Here is an 18,686-nt window from a genome sequence, read left to right as displayed (position 1 = left end):
AGCACGAAAAAGGGAGCCCACCAGGCTCCCTTTTTATTGTGTCGTTGCTAGCTATCGATGGATACGGCGTATCACGTCACTTGGACTCGGCGATGGCGCCCTTGCCTACCCCTTCATAGGCCACCACCCGCAAGTGCCGCCCTGTCAGCGTCGGGGCCAATTGACGGGCAATATAATCGGCCAGCAGCTCCACCGTGGTATCGGTATCGACCAGCTCACACACTTGCGAATGTATGGCCAACTGAAACAGGCCTTGTGGTGCCTGATAACTGAAGCCGAGATGATCGGATGTCAGGTGTGCGCCAGCCTTCGGACTCAGTTGTAGCGACCCGGTGGCCACGCTATCTTCCTGCGATCCAAGATAGATATCCGCCCAGCGACATGCCCACTGCTGCTCCAGCTCGACATCCCGCGCGCCATCCACCCACAATTCAATCATGGATCTGTGGCCGTGTGCGATTCGCTGACAGTTACCATCATGCTTTTTCAGGCCATGGCTGTAGTGGTAGTAGGCCCCCTCAATACGCTCTGGGCGCAGAGTAATCATCAGACTCGCTATGTTGGCTGGCAATTGACGCCGAATCAGTTGTTGCAGGTAGGCAGTGACCGACTCGCGGTTCACCTCGTCACTCGGAATGAGAGCAAACGCCTGAGAGGGAGCCCGTAGATGGATCGAATGCCCACATTGAGGAATGAAATCCAACCACAGCGCCTCATCAGTCGTCGCTTGCAACTGCACGGCAGCGTGAGCCGCAGGCACCAAGAGCCGGTGGTCGACCTCGGCATCAATGATGCTCTTGATCTGCTTTTTGACACGGGAAAAATCGAGCAGCATGCTCATCTCGTTCAGCTCGCCGGTCAATTCGATATCAACCAGCCAGCTTTCACCCACCATGCCCCGCGTGGCAGATAACAACGAGACATCAATAACCGTCAGATCGCGGACAAACAGCTTCATTCTTTCACAGGCCCTCGGCTTGTCAGGGGGGATTGGGTATGATTGGCGGCCTCACTCATGCCAGGGACCGCAGTTTCATGAACAAGTTGCTAATCAAAAACGCCAAATTGGTCAACGAAGATAGCATTTTCGCCGCCGACATGCTGGTACAGGATGAACGCATCCTCAAGATTGCAACCGATATCCGTGCCGAGGGTAACATTCAGGTCCTTGACGCGGCAGGACGTTATCTGATCCCTGGCATGATAGACGATCAAGTGCATTTCCGTGAGCCTGGCCTCACTCATAAGGGGACCTTGGCCAGCGAATCTCGGGCAGCATTAGCCGGTGGAACAACCAGCTTCATGGAAATGCCGAATACCCAGCCCCAGACAACGACGCTCGAGGCGTTGGAAGCCAAGTATCAGCTCGCCGCTTGTCGCAGCCTGGCAAACTACAGCTTCTATCTGGGCGCAACCAACGACAACCTGGAACAGATTAAACGCCTGGCACCAAATCAGACCTGTGGTATCAAGGTGTTCATGGGCGCCTCTACCGGCAACATGCTGGTAGATAACACCGAGACATTAGCCGCTATCTTTCGTGAAAGCCCGGTCTTGATTGCCACCCATTGTGAAAATACGCCGTTGATTCAAGCCGCAGAAGCCGAGGCTCGAGCCCGCTATGGTGAAGACATTCCGGCGCGTGAACATGCCAACATCCGTCATGCCGAGGCATGCTATGCCAGTTCCTCGCTGGCCGTCGAATTAGCCCGCCGCTACGCGGCCAAATTGCATGTGTTACATATCACCACGGCCAAGGAGCTGTCTCTATTCACCGCCAGTGCCAACCTGAGTGAATTGAAGGACAAGAACATCACGGCAGAAGCCTGTGTGCACCACCTCCATTTTCAACAACAGGACTATGATCGCCTCGGCCATCAGATCAAGTGCAATCCGTCAGTCAAGACAGCCGCAGACCGTTTGGCCCTGCTCGACGCGGTGCGCAGCGGCGTGATCGACATCATCGCGACCGACCATGCCCCCCATACCTGGGAGGAAAAGCAGAACAGCTATTTCAAAGCACCGTCCGGCTTACCGTTATGTCAGCACGCCCTGCTATCACTGCTGGAACATGTTCATGACGGCGTGCTGGATCTGCCCACCATCGTCAAGCGCACATCGCATGCCGTGGCAGAACGTTACCAGATCCGTGACCGCGGTTACCTGCGCGAAGGATATTATGCCGACTTGGTCCTGCTGGATCTGGATGCACCGTCACTTGTGACCCGCGACTCACTTCTCTACCACTGTGGCTGGTCGCCTTTTGACGGCTTCCAGTTCCGGAGTCGTATCGAAACCACCATAGTGAACGGACAAATTGCCTATACAGGGGGACAGATCATCACCGCACGTCCTGGCAAACGTCTGGAATTTTGCCGATAGCGCACAACACCGTCACAAATTGTGCAGATTATCGGCGAACAGGATTTCGAGTTAGGACAAGTGGTTGACACTCGCGGCTATGCCCCCTAGACTCTCCAGCCGTTAAGCATCAAGCTTGATCATTCGGCGCGTAGCGCAGCCTGGTAGCGCACTGTCATGGGGTGTCAGGGGTCGGAGGTTCAAATCCTCTCGCGCCGACCAAAATCCTCGAAAAAAGCCTCGCATAGCGAGGCTTTTTCATTTCTATCAAACGGAAAATATTTCGTTTCCCGCAGCTGCGCCTCATCACGTTCTGCAGATTTTGCATAAATTCACACACCGCATGCTTGTTCATTTTGTGACATGCCTCGTTTCACCGGCAAAATGGAATCCATATGATTCCATGATAACGGTTTCATTTTGTTCGAGGGCGCGTAGCAATGTCTTTTTTCAAACCGGCACTGGCCAACGTTTACGAAAAGTATGGCGTCTGTGGTGAGGATGCCCGCCTGATACATGGGCTGTTTGGCCAAAATTATAGTCATCTGGTACGGATGCTGGATGACAGCGGCAGCATCGGTGACAGCAAGGTGTTGGCCGCCGTGCAACTTTCCGATGATGCTTTTTTTTCTCCGACACACTACCCCGACGGCCCGCATTGGGGGTTTATCGAATCGGAGCATGACCTTGACGAGCTGGCCAATACCATCCGGGCCGCGGGCCTGTGCAGCATTGCGCTCTACCTGCACCATTTCAATCAGGATGTACTGGCCGGCTATATCGATGCCTATGGCAAATTCTTGCAAGAGGCGTTGCGCCAGGCCAACAAACATAGTCTGCGTTTTGACCCCTCGCCCTGGCTCAGCCGGTTTAGCCAGCAAAGCCACGGACTGTTGAACAAAAAACCACTCTCTAGCCTGGCGTTGTTATTCAACTAACCTCATCAACCGGCTCCATGCAGTTGCTGCGCTCATAGCAGGCGTGGCAACTGGGGGCCCGGCACACATACCCGCCCTGCGTCTGACAAAGTTGGCGATAAAAGAACTTTTTCCACCTCAAGTTGTCGACATTCATCGTTATCAATGCCGGAAAACAGCAATGGATCAGTTCGCGCAGCCGGGCGCGCGAATCGAGCCCCAGGTCCTCCCACAGATGATTGAATCCCATGCTGGCTGTTGCAATGATTCCGGCCATCTCGGGGACCTCTACCGCAACATACTGCTGCAACCATCGCTGCAAATCAGCACATTCGTGCTGACGGCAGGCCAGCAGGCTGCTGATCAGTTGCCGCCGCTCAAGGAGCGATTCGTCACCATGGGCTACGATGGCGGCCTCATCGCAGAGCTGAATATAGCTCTCCATCGGCAGCCCCATCGCTTCCGGCAGACGCCCTTTACCCTGCATAAACAGCTGCAGCAGATGATATAACCAGCGACGCGGCGTGGTGATCTCGACATCACAATATTCCCAGCGCGTGTCCGGCAACCACTCCTGCGCCACGGACGCATCCTGACTCATTGCATATTGGTACATATGGCACCCTCCACCGGACAAACCAGACGACACCGCGGCCCCTGCTTATTCTCCCGACACTCATTGCAACGTTTAGCACGGACCGCAAATCGTCCGTCCATCAAGATAATGGCCTGACGCGGACACACCGCCTCACAGTTATAACAAGAGACACAGGCCTGTGTGATGCGCATACTCATGTCAGGCCACCCCTCTGCGGATAGCACTCCGGCTGATGGCCGTTGCTCGTTGCGACCACCAGCTCTGCAACGACTCACGGATCGGTTGCCAGGCATGATCGACCACAGGTGCAATCCCGGCCTCTTCCAGCTGCTGCCAGGGCGCCATCCCGACCCGGGCACAGAACACGGCATCGACATCACTGAGCAGATCCAGCACCGTCATCAGGTTGTTGTGCTGTTCACTTTCATCGCATTCGCTGGCGCCATGACAATAAAGCGGTACATGACGTTCTCCGACGCGAACCGCCCCCTCAGAGGAAACAGCATAAATATGAAAGCGTCGCGCATGTCCAAAGTGCTGATCGATAGCTTCCCCACTCTCGCTGGCCACCGCAACCAGACAGGCATCTTCATCCTCGGATGCCCCCTGCGTTGAAAGAGCCGCCTGGATACGCGTCCGACGTTGCATGGTGTTATGGTAGGGTTCGCTCTGTGGCGGCAGTTGCTCAAGATTGAACTCCTGACTGCGATCTTCGCCCAGCATGCCAACGGCATCGGCACGACACTGCTGACAATGACTCATCTGCGGCATGGAGCCACCACACAAGTCGCGCACCTGATCCAGTTCATAGGGCAAAGGCTCGCGCTGGCCATTGAGTCCAAAGAAGGTTCCGTGTTCAGGGCGGGCGATCAGCGGCATGATATTGTGCAAGAACGCCCCCATACCGCGAATGGCATCGCTGACTTCGGGCAGGTGAGCATCGTTGATTCCCGGAATCAGTACGGAATTGATTTTGACCAATACCCCACGTTCGACCAATTTGCGCAAGCCCTCAATCTGCTGATCAATCAGCAGTTGGGCTCCTTGTCGCCCTTGCAAGCGGCGCCCTTCAAAATAGAACCAGTCATAGATGTTGGCCGAGACATGGGCATCGATGGCGTTCATCGTAATGGTCACATGGTCCACGCCCAGCTTAACCAAGGCATCGACCGATGCTGGCAGGGCCAGACCATTAGTGGAGACGCACAATTTGACATCCGGCAAGGCACTGCGCAGCCCTTCGAGGGTATCGAAGGTGCGGGTCGGATTGGCTAGCGGATCACCAGGCCCCGCAATACCGATGACCGATAACTGTGGAATCGCAGCGGCAACAGCCTTGGCCTTACGGATCGCATCATTTGGACTCAGAACCTCAGAGACCACTCCGGGCCTGGATTCATTGGCACAATCGAACTTGCGGTTACAGTAGTGGCATTGCACGTTGCACGCCGGCGCGACCGCCAGATGCATACGCGCGTAACGGTGATGCGCCGTGGGCGAATAACAGGGATGCTGAGCAACCTTGTCGAGCGTTGCCCGGTTGAGCCCTGCCGATGCAGCTCCGCTGCTCGGATGACAACTGCTGGCACAGCTTTTGGTGTTGGTCTTTGCGGATGAAGACATAAGCAATCCTTGCATCATGCGGTTTCGATTCGATTACTACCGCCACTGCAAAGATTGCACCCGCTGCCAGCTGAAAAATATTGCTATATTATTCAATGCATTAACCACTAGTTGCTCTTGGTGCCTGCCGTGCAAATCAAACAGCGATGATTGTTTTGCGACAAACACAACAGCACTCCGGGTTCGGAAGCATCGGCATCCGGAGCGACTTGCGCGAGATTTCAGGCATATAAAAAGCACGCTTCAGGCGTCCCTTTCACCGCTGCCGCAACCCTGTGAAAACGTATACACGAACACCCCAGCCACCATCATCCTGCCCGCCGTTCTGACAAGCACCAAAATGGAACAATTGGCGCAAGGTCGCTCTTTTTTTCATCAATCGTTCATTTTTTGAGGTTACCGTCATGTTACACAGTGGAAAGAAAACCCTTACATTCCTGCGCCAGCGCAATAAAAGTGAAGAATTTCATATGAAACGGTTTTCCTGTCTCTCCACTTTGCCGCATTCCCTGTAGAATGCTCGCGGGAAATTTTGGATATGAACGTTCGGAGATTCTAGTTCGATGAAAAAGACCAAGATTGTATGCACCATCGGTCCGAAGACCGAGTCCAAGGAAATGCTGACCAAGATGCTGGATGCCGGCATGAACGTCATGCGTCTGAACTTCTCTCACGGTGACTACACCGAACACGGCAACCGCATCAAGAATGTGCGTGAAGTCTGTGCTGAAACCGGTAAGCAGTGCGCCATCCTGCTGGACACCAAGGGTCCGGAAATCCGTACCATCAAGCTGGAAGGCGGTAACGATGTTGATCTGGTTGCAGGTCAAACCTTCACCTTCACTACCGACACCACCGTGGTTGGTAACAAGGATCGTGTAGCGGTCACCTATGCAGGTTTCGCCAAGGATCTGAAGGTCGGTAACACTGTACTGGTCGACGATGGTCTGATCGGTATGGAAGTCACTGCCGTTACCGACAAAGAAGTGATCTGTAAGGTTCTGAACAACGGTGCATTGGGCGAGAACAAGGGCGTTAACCTGCCGAACGTCAAGACCTCCCTGCCGGCTCTGGCCGAAAAGGACAAGGCTGACCTGGTCTTCGGTTGTGAGCAAGGCGTTGACTTCATCGCGGCCTCCTTCATCCGTAAGAAGGAAGACGTGATCACCATGCGTGAACACCTGAACGCCCACGGCGGTCAGAACATCCAGATCATCTCCAAGATCGAGAACCAGGAAGGTCTGGACAACTTCGACGAAATCCTCGAAGTGTCTGACGGTATCATGGTTGCACGTGGTGACCTGGGCGTGGAAATCCCGGTTGAAGAAGTTATCTTCGCCCAGAAGATGATGATCGAAAAGTGCAACAAGGCACGCAAGGTTGTCATCACTGCCACCCAGATGCTCGACTCCATGATCAAGAACCCGCGTCCGACTCGCGCCGAAGCCGGTGACGTCGCTAACGCCGTTCTGGATGGCACCGATGCCGTCATGCTGTCTGGTGAGTCCGCCAAGGGTAAGTACCCGCTGGAAGCCGTTACCATCATGGCTACCATCTGTAACCGTACCGATGGTGTGATGACGTCACGTCTGGACGTCGCTGAAGCGGCCAAGCGCAGCATCACCGAAGCCGTTTGTAAGGGTGCTGTTGAAACCACCGAGAAGCTGGATGCCCCGCTGATCGTGGTTGCCACTGAAGGTGGTAAGTCTGCTCGCGCTATCCGCAAGTACTTCCCGACCGCTTTCATCCTGGCCATGACCACCAACGCCAAGACCGCTCAACAGCTGCTGCTGTCCAAGGGCGTGGTGCCGGTACTGGTGGACAAGATCGCCTCTACCGATGACTTCTACCGTCTGGGCAAAGAACAAGCCCTGAAGTCAGGCCTGGCTGCCAAGGGTGATACCGTGGTCATGGTCTCCGGTGCTCTGGTACCGAGCGGTACCACCAACACGGCTTCCGTACACGTACTGTAAGCTTTGTCAGCCCGCCGGCAACGGATGGGCAGAGATCAAGACGACCCAAACGGGTCGTCTTTTTTTTGTTTTGCCTGTGGCCAATGGTGCTAGAATACCGCGCCGGTCCCGTGGGGCCGACACCATGTCTTCAGCCAACAGGATTTCATCTCACCATGACGCATCCGCTCCTTACCCGCTGGGTTGCACTCTGCCGCCGTCATTGCCTGACACCAACCCGTCTGTTGTTTACTGCCATGCTGCTGCTGGCCATGCCAGCCCTGTCAGCTCCCTCAACGGTCAGTCTGCCCGATCTACCGACCTTGAGCTCGGTGCAGGATCAACTTGATCAACTGAGCAAGCGCGACGCATTGACCCTATCGGAGAAGGCCAAGCGAGAGGATCTGGAAAAGACACTGGCGCTGCTCGAGAGCATTGCCAAGGAAAAGGAAAAATACAAAAACCAGCAGAAGATGCTGGAAGCAGCCCCAGCCAAGCTGCAGCAATACAACAGCGATCTGGAGCGCTTACGCAAGCCGGTCGATGCCGACAAGCTGGGCAAGCAACTCGACGCACTGCCGCTGGTTCAGCTCGACAAACGTCTGACTGCAACCATGTCCGAGATGCAGCAGGCACAGGAAGAGTTGGCCGCGGCCAGCAGCCAGCTGACCAACCTGCAAACCCTGCCGGAGCGGGCTCAAGTCAGCATGAGCCAGTCGTTTAATCGCAGCCAGGATATTCGTAACCAGTTAAATGGTGTGGGCAACAAAGGTGAACTCACGGCCAGCCAGAGGAACGCGCTAAATGCCGAACTCGCTGTGCTGACGCTACAGCTAGCCCAGCAACAAAAGGATCTGGACAACAACACGACCTTGCAGGACCTGGCGCTGAAGCGTCAAAGTCTCGCCGGGCTGCAAATTACCCAACTGGAACAAGAGATCCAGGCACTGCAAAGCCGTATCAATTCAAAGCGCTTGAACAGCAGCGAACAGACAGCCGCAGACGCCCTGACCGAAGCCAAGGACACTGGCAACCAGAATCCGGTGCTAGAAAAGGAGCTCAAGGTCAATCAGCAGTTGAGCGAAAGACTGATCAGCACCACCGAACAGATCAACCTGTTGGTACAGGAAAACATCAAGATCAAAGGTTGGCTGGAGCGGGTAACCCAAACCGAACGCAACCTCAACGAGCAGATCTCGATGCTCAAGGGCAGTCTGCTGCTTTCTAAAATCCTCTATCAACAACGGCAGATGCTGCCGGATGCCAAGGTTGCTATCGATCTTGATGAGATGATCGCCGATCTGCGGCTGGCCCAGTTCGACATCAATCAGCAACGTGACCAACTGTTCCAGCGCGAAAGCCTGCTCGACAAGATGTTGCAAGGGGTCCCGTTTGCCGATCAGGGCACCTTGCGCCAGGAGCTCAACGATGCCCTGGACAGTCGCAAGGAGTTGCTCGACCAGTTGAACAAACAACTCGGCAGCCAGTTGAACCAGGCCATCAACATCAAGCTGAATCAACAGCAGCTGCAACGCATCAACAGCTCGTTGCAATTCACGCTGCAGCAGCAGATTTTCTGGGTCAGCAGCAACAAGCCTCTCGACTGGGCCTGGTTTACCGGTCTACCCAAAGCGATCAAGAGCCAGTTCGATGCGGCGACAATCAGCTTCCACAAGGAGGAGTGGCTGAAGAAAACCTGGCCACTGCTGATTCTGGTGGTGCCGATGATCGTGCTGGCGATACTGCTGCGCTGGAAGCGTAAACTGCTGCGCGACAAGGTCAGCAAACTGAGCAAGGACATTGGCCGACTGAGCAAAGACAGCCACCTGCACACCCCCAAGGCCCTGCTGTTCACCGGACTGGAAGTGCTCCCGGGAGCACTGCTGATCATGGCCGCCGGTTTCCTGTTCCTGTTCAGCGGCTTGAGTGAACCCAAGGTCATCTGGTTCATGTCGTTGCGCCTGACGGCGGCCTACATGGCCTTCAGCGTACTGCTGAAAATCCTGCGCCCGGGCGGGATGGCCGAGAGCCATTTTGGCCAGTCTCCGGTCGAGGTCGCTCACAAGTACCGCTCACTGAAGTACGTCTGGCGCTCACTGATCCCGCTCATCATAGTCGCGACCCTCGGTGAACTGGAGCCATCACGATTGGCGACCGACGCCATTGGCCAGCTGGTTACCCTGACCATGCTGATTGTTACCCTGGTCCTGATCTTCCCGATCTTCCGGGCTCGTGTCGGCCAGGAGCGCGACATTCTGCGCTGGTTGGCAGCCGTCATGCTGGCGCTGGCGCCGATAGCCTTGATCGTGCTGGTGGTCATGGGGTACTACTACACGGCGCTGAAGCTCACCAACCGCTTCATCGATACCTTCTACTTGTTCATGGCGTGGAGCATCATTCAGCAGACCGCCTTCCGCGGGCTGGCCGTTGCCGCCCGCCGTCTGGCACATCGTCGTGCCGTGGCGCGTCGTGAACAGCTCAAACAGCAGGAAGATACCGACACCACTGAACTGGTCGAGGATAAACCCATCTCCCTGGAAGAGGTTAACCAGCAGTCACTGCGCCTGACCAAGATAGTGTTGTTTGTGCTGTTTGCCGGCAGCTTCTACTGGCTTTGGTCGGATCTGGTTGCTGTGCTCTCCTATCTGGACAGCATTACGCTGTGGCACCACTCGGTCGGGAGTGCCGGCAGCGAAGTGCTGCAGCCGGTCAGCCTGCGCGATCTGTTGCTGGCAGTGACGTTTGCGGTCACCGCCTGGGTGCTGACCAAAAACTTGCCAGGTCTGCTGGAGGTGCTGGTGCTATCGCGCATGGAGCTGGGGCAAGGCGCCAATTACACCATCACCACCATGCTCTCCTATACCATTACCAGCCTGGGCGCCCTGGCCGCCCTCTCGTCACTGGGGTTGTCGTGGGACAAACTGCAATGGCTGGTCGCAGCCTTGTCGGTCGGTCTGGGCTTCGGTCTGCAGGAGATCTTTGCCAACTTCGTCTCCGGCCTGATCATTTTGTTCGAGCGTCCGGTACGGATCGGCGATGTCATCACGCTCGGTACCTTCTCCGGTACCGTGAGCAAGATCCGCATTCGCGCCACCACGGTCACTGACTTTGACCGCAAAGAGATCATTGTTCCCAACAAGATGTTCATCACCAACCAGCTGACCAACTGGTCGCTATCGGATACCACAACCCGCGTGATTCTGCGCATCGGCGTGGCATACGGTTCGGATCTGGACAAGACCAAGGCGCTGCTGCTGCAGGCGGCACACGAGAACAGCCGGGTGCTGCACGACCCTGAGCCGGTCGTCTACTTCCTGAATTTTGGCGCCAGCACCCTGGACCATGAGATGCGGATGTTCGTGCAGGAGCTCGGCGATCGCAATCCGGCGATTGATGAAATCAACCGCCGGATCGATCAACTGTTCCGCGAACACGGTATCGAGATTGCTTTCAATCAGGTCGATGTGTACGTCAAGAACATCAGTACCGGGCAGGAACAGAAGCTGGAATCCAACGGTGTGATAGCGGCGGCCGCCGCAGCCGGTACCCCACCGACGCCGGCAGCACCAGCGCCATAACCCTCACCATTCACTTATCAGGGCCCCGTCGGGGCCCTGTGTTTTATCGCATTCAGATCCGGCGCATATTGATGTTCATAATCTGGATGCGATAGGCGATCTGCCGCGGAGTCATCCCCAGCAATCGGGCCGCCTTGGCTTGTACCCAACCACATTTCTCCAGCGCGGCGATCAAGCGCTGACGCTCATCCAGCTCCTCATCCCCGCCGTCAGGAATCACCGGCCGTGCCACATGGGCCACCGGCGTCACTGCCGCAGCCTCCTGGGTATTGAACAGGATGACATCCCGATCGATGAGCCCGGTTTCCGACATGATCGACGCACGTTCCAGACAGTTTTCCAACTCGCGCACGTTGCCCGGCCAACCGTAGCTGACCAGCATGCGGATGGCACCATCGCTGATCTTCAGCTCACGACCCTGCTTTTGCGACAGCTTCTGCAACAAGAAGCGCGCCAGCTCCGGAATATCCTCCAGCCGCTCGCGCAGCGCCGGCAGCTGGATCGGCATCACATTCAAGCGGTAGTACAGGTCCTCACGGAAATGCCCTTTGCGTACCTCCTCCTCCAAATTACGGTTCGTCGCGGCAACCACTCGCACATCGACCGACAGGGTATCCGTACCGCCGACCCGCTCCATCTCCCCTTCTTGCAGGATGCGCAACAGTTTGGCCTGGAATGAGGCACTGATTTCACCAATTTCATCGAGAAACAGGGTACCGCCATCAGCCAGTTCAAAACGCCCCTTGCGCTGTTTAACTGCGCCGGTGAACGCGCCCTTCTCATGACCGAACAGCTCGCTCTCCAGCAGGGTGTCCGGCAAGGCCGCGCAGTTGAGCTTGACGAACGGGCCGCTGGCCCGTGGCGAGTTGTAATGGATGGCGTTGGCGATCAGCTCCTTACCCGTACCGCTCTCGCCGCGGACCAGCACAGTGGTATCCCATTTAGCGACCTGGCGAATGGAATCGAAGATCTGCCGCATCGAGGCCGTTTGCCCCACCATGTTGTCAAAACCATACTGATGCCGCACCTTGCGTCGCAGGCTGTCACGCTCGCTGCGCAGCGCTTCGCTCTCGGAACGCGCCTGACCAACCAGGCGCACTGTCTGGGCCGTCAAATTGGCCACCATCTCCATAAAGCGCGTACGCACCGGCAGACTCTCGACATCAGCCGACTTCGGCTGGGCCGCTAACACACCGATTGGACGATTATCGGCCCCGGGGATCGGCACGCAGATAAACGGCAGCGAATACTCAAACAGGTTCAGCCGGTCCAAAAAGCGCGGGTCATCTGCCACCCGAGGCACGACCACCGACTCCCCCTGATGCATCACGGTGCCGAGGATCCCTTCACCGATACGGTAACGGATACTCTTCATGTCCTTGATCACTTCCGGATCGACACCGTGCAGCGCCTGGATAAACAATGCACTGCGGTTATGGTCGAACAGTGACACCAGACCAAACTGCATCTGCGCATGTTCATGCAGGCTCTGTAACATCGCCGACAGCGTCTGCTCCAGATCCAGCGAGCGACTGAGCACCACGCTGATCTGATGCAGGGCCGCCAATTGTTGCTGCATGCTGAGTCCTTTCTGCGCGCCGGCAACCCCAGTGCCTAAAGAGGAAGAAATCGTACTGCTCATCATGACCTCCTGTCGTCGAGCATCAATGGCAATTCAAGATGGATCTGCACTCCGCCGAGCGCGCTGGCCATGACGGCAATAATGCCGTTGTGGTCGTTGACGATCTCCTGCACCAGCGACAACGCCAGCTCGGCGCCTTCGTTGCGCTGCCACAGACAACTAAATGGCAGACTGTGATAATCCGCCAGCTCCTCGATGGCAGGGCCCGAGTCCTCCAACAGCAGACAGACATTCTGTTCATTGATCTGGCTGGTCAGGCGCAGTGTTCCGCCGTCGGCCGGCAGCCGCAGGCGCAGCTGTTCGAGTAACTGCCACAATGCCAATGTCAGACGCAGTGGCTGGGCATCAACATTCAAGGCCGCATCCGGCAGAACCAGTTCAAATAGCTGTCCGGACTGCAGACGAGTCTGCAGTAGCGCTTCGACATCGGATAACAGTGGAGCCAGCGACAATACCTGGTGCGCTTCCGGTGCCGGAGCCGGGCGGCTGTCCTGCAGCCATTGCCAGGCGCGCTCCCCCTCCTCGCGCGCGGCGCGAACCGCCGGATTGAGTTGATTCCCGGGTTCGAGCCGTTCTGCTGCCTGCAGCAGGTTGAGCGGCGCTCGCAGTTTGAGCGACGCCGCCTGCAGTGTCTCCTCGACCACCAGCAACAACCGCTGCTCATCCAGCCGCAGTCGCAGTTGCTCCAGACGCGCCTGCTCCAGACGGACAAACTCCTGGGTGCAGTCCTGAATCAGCAGCAGACTGAATGTACGACGGCCATGGCCAAAATAGTGCCCGGCCTCTTCGCTGAGGCTTTCAATCGGCAAGCGGGTCAAGGTGTACCAGTGGGTCTGCTGCCGAATGCGCAACGGCAGGAAGACCCCGGCCGGGCTGACATGGGGCAACACCTGTTGCAAACACACCGCCGGCTCGCTTCCGTTTAGATCGCTGCGCAGCGTCTTGTAGGCCAGGTTATCCAGCAGGATCTGCTCGTTATCATCCAGCACCGCCACCGCCATCGGTGCCGCGTTGAGCACGGCTTCCAGCAGTGCCATCTGGTTATGCAGACGCTGATCGAGGGCATGCCGTTCACTGATATCCTTGTGCATCCCCAGGAAGTGGCTGATATGACCGGCATTATCCAGTACCGGCGTCACCGTCACTTCCGCCAGATAGAGGCTCCCATCCTTGCGTTTGTTGATCAGCCGACCGCTCCAGGCCCGCTTGGCCTCCAGCGCCGACCACATCGCCTGATAGCGGCTGCGCGGTGTCTGCTGGCTGGCCAGCACATTATGGTTGCGCCCCTTGAGCTCGCTACGGCTAAAACCGGTGAGGCGACTGAACGCCTGATTGGAATAGATAATGCGCGCCTCGGGATCCGTGATCGAGATGGCAATCGACGATTGCTCGACCACCTCCAGAAACAAGGAGGGTGGCAGCAGGGTCATCAGGCCCTGCAGTGTGGAACTATCGAGCCGGGCGGTGGAATCAACCAGGCCAGCCGGTGACTCGCCACCGCCGACCAGCGACATGGACCCTGGTGCCATAGGCTTACCTCTCTGTGCGTAATGCCACAATTTGTCCGACAAGGCGCGCCGACGACAGATGCGGAGCGCGGTTGGATAACAAAATGCAAGGAGCACGCCGATTTGTCGCAAGCTATCGCTTTCGCTGGCTTAGCCTGTCGGCATTGCCACAAAACCGCACCATAAACAGGGAAATAGAGCCGAAAACACTGGTCAGTGGTCTTCATTTGACGAACATGCGCCCTGTTTTGGGGCTCTGTGCGCCAACAATGTCCATGCCGACGCAGCGCCCCGACAGCTGGCACAGCTTTCGCTATAGCCCTCGACAGCATTCATTTTCCGACAAGGACGACGTGCATGAAGGAGCTGTTTTTGATGGTACTGGCCAACGGGCTGGTCAATAACGTGGTGTTGTCGAGGTTCCTCGGCCTCTGCTCGTTTATGGGGGTATCCAACAAGATCGAGTCGGCGATGGGGATGGCGATGGCCACGACCTTTGTGCTGACCATGTCGACCTGTGTTGGCTGGATACTGGAGCACTGGATCCTGCAGCCGCTGGGCCTCGAGTATCTGCGTCTGCTGGCGTTCATCATGGTCATCGCCTCCCTGGTCCAGCTGACCGAACTGTTTGTCTCCAAGCAGAGCCCGGAGCTGCATCGCACTCTGGGGATCTTCCTGCCACTGATCACCACCAACTGCGCGGTGCTGGGGATAGCGCTGCTGACGGTTCAGGAGAAGCTCAGCTTTCTGGAAACGCTGGTCTACGGCCTCAGCTCGGCATTGGGTTACTCCCTGGTGATCGTGCTGTTCGCCGGCATGCGGGTGCGGATGGAGCAAACCGAACAACCGGCACTATTTCGTGGTACGCCCATCAGCTTCATCACTGCCGGCATACTGGCCATGGCCTTCGCCGGTTTTGCCGGCCTGGCCGGTTAACAGGAGGAACTCGATATGATGCTGCTGTTATCCCTGCTGGCCGTGCCCCTCGTTGCCGGCGCGATCGGCTACGCCCTCGGCCTGGCCGCCCTCTACCTGAAAGTGGAAGCCAACCCGGTGGTAGAACAGATCACCGCCCTGCTGCCCAACGGCCAATGTGGTCAATGCGGTTTCCCCGGTTGTGGCCAGGCCGCGCAAGCCATTGCCGATGGCAGCGCCAGTCCGGCCTGCTGCCCGCCCGGCGGTCAGGCACTGGCCGAGAAAATCGCCGCGTTGCTCGGTGTCTCCTTGTCGGCCGGCAGTCAACGAGGCCCTGTCGTCGCCGCCATCGATATGAGCGAGTGTGATGGCTGTGGCCGCTGTTTTAAAAAATGTCCTTTTGATGCCATCGTCGGTGCCCCGCGCCAGTTGCACGGTGTGATCGCCGATGCCTGTACCGGTTGTGGTCTCTGTACCGCCGTCTGCCCCCATGGCGGCATCAGCCTCTACCCGGATCCACAGTTTGCGGTTCCGCTGCTCAAACCGACACTCGGAGGAGCCCGTCATGCTTAAGGCCCGCCTCAAACCCCATGGTGGCATCCATCCCGATAGCCATAAAGAGCTGACCAGCCAGGAGCCGATTCGTCAGCTGCAACATCCATGGCGCCTGATCCTGCCGTTAAAGCAGCATGCCGGTGCCCCCGCACGCCCTGTGGTCAACGTGGGTGACCAGGTGTTGGCCAATCAGCTGCTGGCCGAAGGCAATGGTCGCTTTTCGATGCCCATTCATGCCCCTCTGGCGGCCAGTGTCACCGCCATCGATCAGGAGAAAATCACGCTGCGCGTCGCCGAGGCCGCACCGCTGCGCAGTGCGCCGCCACTGCATCGCGATCTCGGCCCGCTGGATCGCCACGAGATGATCCAGCTCATCGAGAGTGCGGGCATCGTCGGCATGGGCGGGGCCATGTTCCCGACGGCGGACAAACTGCGGCTATCGTTAAAACACGATATTGACACCCTGATCATCAACGGCAGCGAGTGCGAGCCGTATCTGACCTGTGATGACCGGCTGATGCAGGAGCAGGGCGAGCAGATCCTCGGCGGGATCCGTTTCCTGATGCAGATGACCGAAGCCACCCATACCTTCATCGGCATCGAATCAAACAAGCCCGACGCCCTGCAGGCCATGGACACACTGTGCCGTGACGAGCCGGCCATTGACGTGGTCGCCTTGCCGGCGCTCTATCCGATGGGCTCGGAGAAGCAGCTGATCGAAGCCGTAACCGGACGCCAGGTACCCAGTGGCAAGCTCTCGGCCGATGTCGGCGTCATAGTGCAGAACGTCGCCACCTGCATCGCCATCTTCGAGGCCCTGCGCTTCGGCCGTCCGCTGACACACAGGGTCATCACGCTGAGCGGAGATGCGCTCGAACAGCCGTGCAACGTGCTGGCGCCGATCGGCATGCCGATCAGCGAGATCATCAGCCAGTGTGGCGGTCTGAAATCGACGCCGGCACGCATCGTCCTCGGTGGCCCCATGATGGGGAAGGCCATCGACAATATCCATGCGCCGATCACCAAAGGCACCAGCGGCGTGCTGCTGCTGACCCGCAGCGAAGTACCACGCAAGCGCGCCAGTGCCTGTGTCCGCTGCGGCCGCTGTGTAGCCGCCTGCCCGATGAGCCTGACCCCGCTGGAGCTGGTCAACGAGCTGCGGCAGGACAAATTGGCCGAGGCCGCCAACCACGGTCTGAATGACTGTCTGTTATGTGGTTCCTGTGCGTATGTCTGCCCGGCCGCCATTCCGTTGACCGAATTTTTCGACTGGGGAAAACAGAGTCTGCAGCGCCGGCGCTTGAGTGAACAGAAGTCCGAACGCACCCGTAGCCAAGGTGATGCCCGTCGCGAACGGTTGAGCCGTGAAGCGGCAGAGAAGGAGGCAGCCAAGGCTGCCAAGGCGGCGTCCCCGCGCCGTCCACGTCGTCAAGCCACGGAGGAAGTATGATGGCACTGCGCGCCCCCCATGCACATGAAGGGATCACGATCCCAACCCTGATGTTCAAGGTCATCCTCGCCCTGTTGCCTGCTGCGGTGCTCGGCACCCTGCAGTTCGGTTTTCCGGCCCTGTTCCTGTTGCTGACCTGTCTGGTGACGGCACTGGTGTGCGAGGCGGCCTGCCAGAAACTCAACCCGGCGGCGGCCGGCAAGCTCAACGATGGCTCGGCGCTGCTGACGGCCTTGCTGCTGGCGATGAGCCTGCCGCCGCATGCCCCGATGTGGATCGGTGCCCTGGGTACCGCATTTGCCATTCTGTTTGGCAAACAGATCTATGGTGGTTTGGGTCAGAACCTGTTCAACCCGGCGATGCTGGCACGCGTGGTGCTGTTAATCGCTTTCCCGGTGGAGATGACCCACTGGATCACCCCGAGTGACATCTTCTCCGGCCAATGGTACGGACTCAACATTGATGGCCTCTCCGGGGCGACCACTCTGGGTCTGTACAAAGAGGGGAAGGAGCAGTTCGACCTGCTGTCACACCTGATGGGGCTCTCCAGTGGCAGCCTGGGCGAAACTGCCGCCCTGTTGCTGGTAGCCGGTGGCCTGTGGCTGATGCAGCAACAGGTGTTCACCTGGCACGTGCCGGTGGCAACCCTGGTGTGCTGCTTGCTGCCCGGCAGCCTGCTGTGGTGGTTTGATCCCGCCGCGATACCGACCCCGCTGGCCCAGCTGACCAGCGGCGGCCTGTTGCTCGGCGCCTTCTTCATCGCCACCGACCCGGTCACCAGCCCGACCAGTGCCAGCGGTAAACTCTGGTTTGGAGCCGGTCTGGGCTTATTGATCTTCACCATCCGCGCCTTCGGCAACTTCCCCGAGGGGGTCGCTTTCGCGGTGCTGATCATGAATGCCGCCACCCCGCTGATTGACAACTTCACCCGCCAGACCGTGTACGGACACCAAGCCAAGGAGGAACAAGCATGACAACCCTGACATGGCGTGAACGCCCGACAATGCTTGGCAGCCTGCTCGGTGGTTTTGCGCTGCTGGTCTGCGCCGCCGTGGCCATCAGTGCCAAACTGACCTTGCCGCTGATCACGGCCCGCCAGCAGGAGGATACCCAGCGCCTGCTCGCACAAGTGCTGCCCAATAGCCAGTACGACAGCATGCCAAGCCAGGAAGAGGTCTCGCTGACGCTGGATGGCCAAACCGTGCACTTCTTCCGCGCCCGCCAGCAGGGTGCCGTCTCGGCGGTGGCCCTGTTCGCCAGCCCGCGCGGCTACGGTGGTCCCATCCAGTTACTGGTTGGCATCCAGTCCGATGGCACCTTGAGCGGCGTGCGGGTGATCAGCCACACCGAAACGCCCGGACTCGGAGACAAGATTGAAACCAGCAAGTCAGACTGGATTCTGGGATTTACCGGTCTGTCACTAGGCCAGCCGGATGAGGCCGGCTGGCATGTCAAGAAGGATGGCGGCCAGTTCGACAGCTTCACCGGAGCCACCATCACCCCCAGAGGGGTCGTCAAGGGCGTGCATGACACCCTGACGCTGTTCGCCCGCCACCGAGCCACCCTGCTCGATATCAAGGAGTAACC

At 57.9% G+C, this 18,686-nt stretch carries 15 protein-coding genes and 1 tRNA gene; 11 read left to right on the top strand and 5 right to left on the bottom strand.

The window, feature by feature from the left end:
- Window positions 1-76 precede the first annotated feature (76 nt).
- Window positions 77-958: a 6-carboxytetrahydropterin synthase gene (locus ACFOSS_RS02615; protein ID WP_377150464.1), complete on the bottom strand. Its 882-nt coding sequence runs from the start codon at window positions 956-958 to the stop codon at window positions 77-79.
- 77 nt (window positions 959-1,035) lie between these two features.
- Here ACFOSS_RS02615 and ACFOSS_RS02610 point away from each other — a divergent pair, with 77 nt between their 5' ends.
- The 3 genes from ACFOSS_RS02610 to ACFOSS_RS02600 all read left to right on the top strand — a co-directional run bounded on the left by ACFOSS_RS02610 (window position 1,036) and on the right by ACFOSS_RS02600 (window position 3,299).
- Entirely contained in the window at window positions 1,036-2,382 is a 1,347-nt protein-coding gene (locus ACFOSS_RS02610) for a dihydroorotase (RefSeq protein ID WP_377150463.1), read from the top strand.
- Window positions 2,383-2,506: 124 nt separating this feature from the next.
- Window positions 2,507-2,583 (top strand) — tRNA-Pro (locus tag ACFOSS_RS02605).
- A 218-nt stretch (window positions 2,584-2,801) separates the two neighbouring features.
- The gene (locus ACFOSS_RS02600; protein ID WP_377150462.1) at window positions 2,802-3,299 is read left to right on the top strand and encodes a hypothetical protein; all 498 of its coding nucleotides are present in this window, start codon (window positions 2,802-2,804) and stop codon (window positions 3,297-3,299) included.
- Here ACFOSS_RS02600 and ACFOSS_RS02595 read toward each other — a convergent pair.
- Together ACFOSS_RS02595 and nifB are read right to left on the bottom strand one after the other, a co-directional pair.
- Window positions 3,292-3,894 (bottom strand): nitrogen fixation protein NifQ, encoded by a 603-nt coding sequence (locus tag ACFOSS_RS02595; protein ID WP_377150461.1) that lies wholly within the window; start codon window positions 3,892-3,894, stop codon window positions 3,292-3,294. The two genes, ACFOSS_RS02600 and ACFOSS_RS02595, sit on opposite strands and share 8 nt — an antisense overlap.
- 180 nt (window positions 3,895-4,074) lie before the next feature.
- A complete protein-coding gene (gene nifB, locus ACFOSS_RS02590; protein WP_377150460.1) occupies window positions 4,075-5,499 on the bottom strand; it encodes a nitrogenase cofactor biosynthesis protein NifB in 1,425 nt (474 codons plus the stop codon).
- Between the two features lie 563 nt (window positions 5,500-6,062).
- On the opposite strand from nifB, the gene pykF reads away from it, so the two are divergent.
- On the top strand, window positions 6,063-7,472 hold the full coding sequence (gene pykF / locus ACFOSS_RS02585) for a pyruvate kinase PykF (protein ID WP_377150459.1): 1,410 nt from the start codon (window positions 6,063-6,065) through the stop codon (window positions 7,470-7,472).
- A gap of 155 nt (window positions 7,473-7,627) precedes the next feature.
- On the top strand, window positions 7,628-11,029 hold the full coding sequence (gene mscK, locus ACFOSS_RS02580) for a mechanosensitive channel MscK (protein WP_377150458.1): 3,402 nt from the start codon (window positions 7,628-7,630) through the stop codon (window positions 11,027-11,029).
- Between the two features lie 52 nt (window positions 11,030-11,081).
- Here the strand turns inward: mscK and nifA are convergent, their stop codons facing one another.
- Both nifA and nifL read right to left on the bottom strand, forming a co-directional pair.
- The gene (nifA, locus tag ACFOSS_RS02575) at window positions 11,082-12,671 is read right to left on the bottom strand and encodes a nif-specific transcriptional activator NifA (RefSeq protein WP_377150457.1); all 1,590 of its coding nucleotides are present in this window, start codon (window positions 12,669-12,671) and stop codon (window positions 11,082-11,084) included.
- Window positions 12,671-14,200: a nitrogen fixation negative regulator NifL gene (gene nifL, locus ACFOSS_RS02570; RefSeq protein WP_377150456.1), complete on the bottom strand. Its 1,530-nt coding sequence runs from the start codon at window positions 14,198-14,200 to the stop codon at window positions 12,671-12,673. Before nifL ends, nifA begins: the two co-directional genes overlap by 1 nt.
- Window positions 14,201-14,271: 71 nt before the next feature.
- On the opposite strand from nifL, the gene ACFOSS_RS02565 reads away from it, so the two are divergent.
- The 6 genes from ACFOSS_RS02565 to rsxG are packed head-to-tail and all read left to right on the top strand — an operon-like array spanning window position 14,272 to window position 18,684.
- Window positions 14,272-14,583, top strand: a complete 312-nt coding sequence (locus tag ACFOSS_RS02565; RefSeq protein ID WP_377150455.1) for a hypothetical protein — start codon at window positions 14,272-14,274, stop codon at window positions 14,581-14,583.
- Window positions 14,537-15,115 (top strand): electron transport complex subunit RsxA, encoded by a 579-nt coding sequence (gene rsxA / locus ACFOSS_RS02560; protein WP_377150454.1) that lies wholly within the window; start codon window positions 14,537-14,539, stop codon window positions 15,113-15,115. Before ACFOSS_RS02565 ends, rsxA begins: the two co-directional genes overlap by 47 nt.
- Before the next feature lie 15 nt (window positions 15,116-15,130).
- Window positions 15,131-15,667, top strand: a complete 537-nt coding sequence (locus tag ACFOSS_RS02555; RefSeq protein ID WP_377150453.1) for an RnfABCDGE type electron transport complex subunit B — start codon at window positions 15,131-15,133, stop codon at window positions 15,665-15,667.
- Complete coding sequence (gene rsxC, locus ACFOSS_RS02550; protein ID WP_377150452.1) at window positions 15,660-17,099, top strand: electron transport complex subunit RsxC; 1,440 nt, start codon at window positions 15,660-15,662, stop codon at window positions 17,097-17,099. The genes ACFOSS_RS02555 and rsxC overlap by 8 nt, the downstream gene beginning before the upstream one ends.
- The gene (locus tag ACFOSS_RS02545) at window positions 17,096-18,073 is read left to right on the top strand and encodes an RnfABCDGE type electron transport complex subunit D (RefSeq protein WP_377150451.1); all 978 of its coding nucleotides are present in this window, start codon (window positions 17,096-17,098) and stop codon (window positions 18,071-18,073) included. The genes rsxC and ACFOSS_RS02545 overlap by 4 nt, the downstream gene beginning before the upstream one ends.
- The gene (gene rsxG / locus ACFOSS_RS02540; RefSeq protein ID WP_377150450.1) at window positions 18,070-18,684 is read left to right on the top strand and encodes an electron transport complex subunit RsxG; all 615 of its coding nucleotides are present in this window, start codon (window positions 18,070-18,072) and stop codon (window positions 18,682-18,684) included. Before ACFOSS_RS02545 ends, rsxG begins: the two co-directional genes overlap by 4 nt.
- The last annotated feature ends 2 nt before the right edge of the window (window positions 18,685-18,686 follow it).

The organism is Pseudaeromonas sharmana, assembly GCF_042649925.1.
In the GTDB taxonomy this organism is placed as follows: domain Bacteria; phylum Pseudomonadota; class Gammaproteobacteria; order Enterobacterales; family Aeromonadaceae; genus Pseudaeromonas; species Pseudaeromonas sharmana.
Note: the sequence above shows the minus strand (reverse complement) of the source record. Positions and strands in the feature narration are given on the sequence as shown.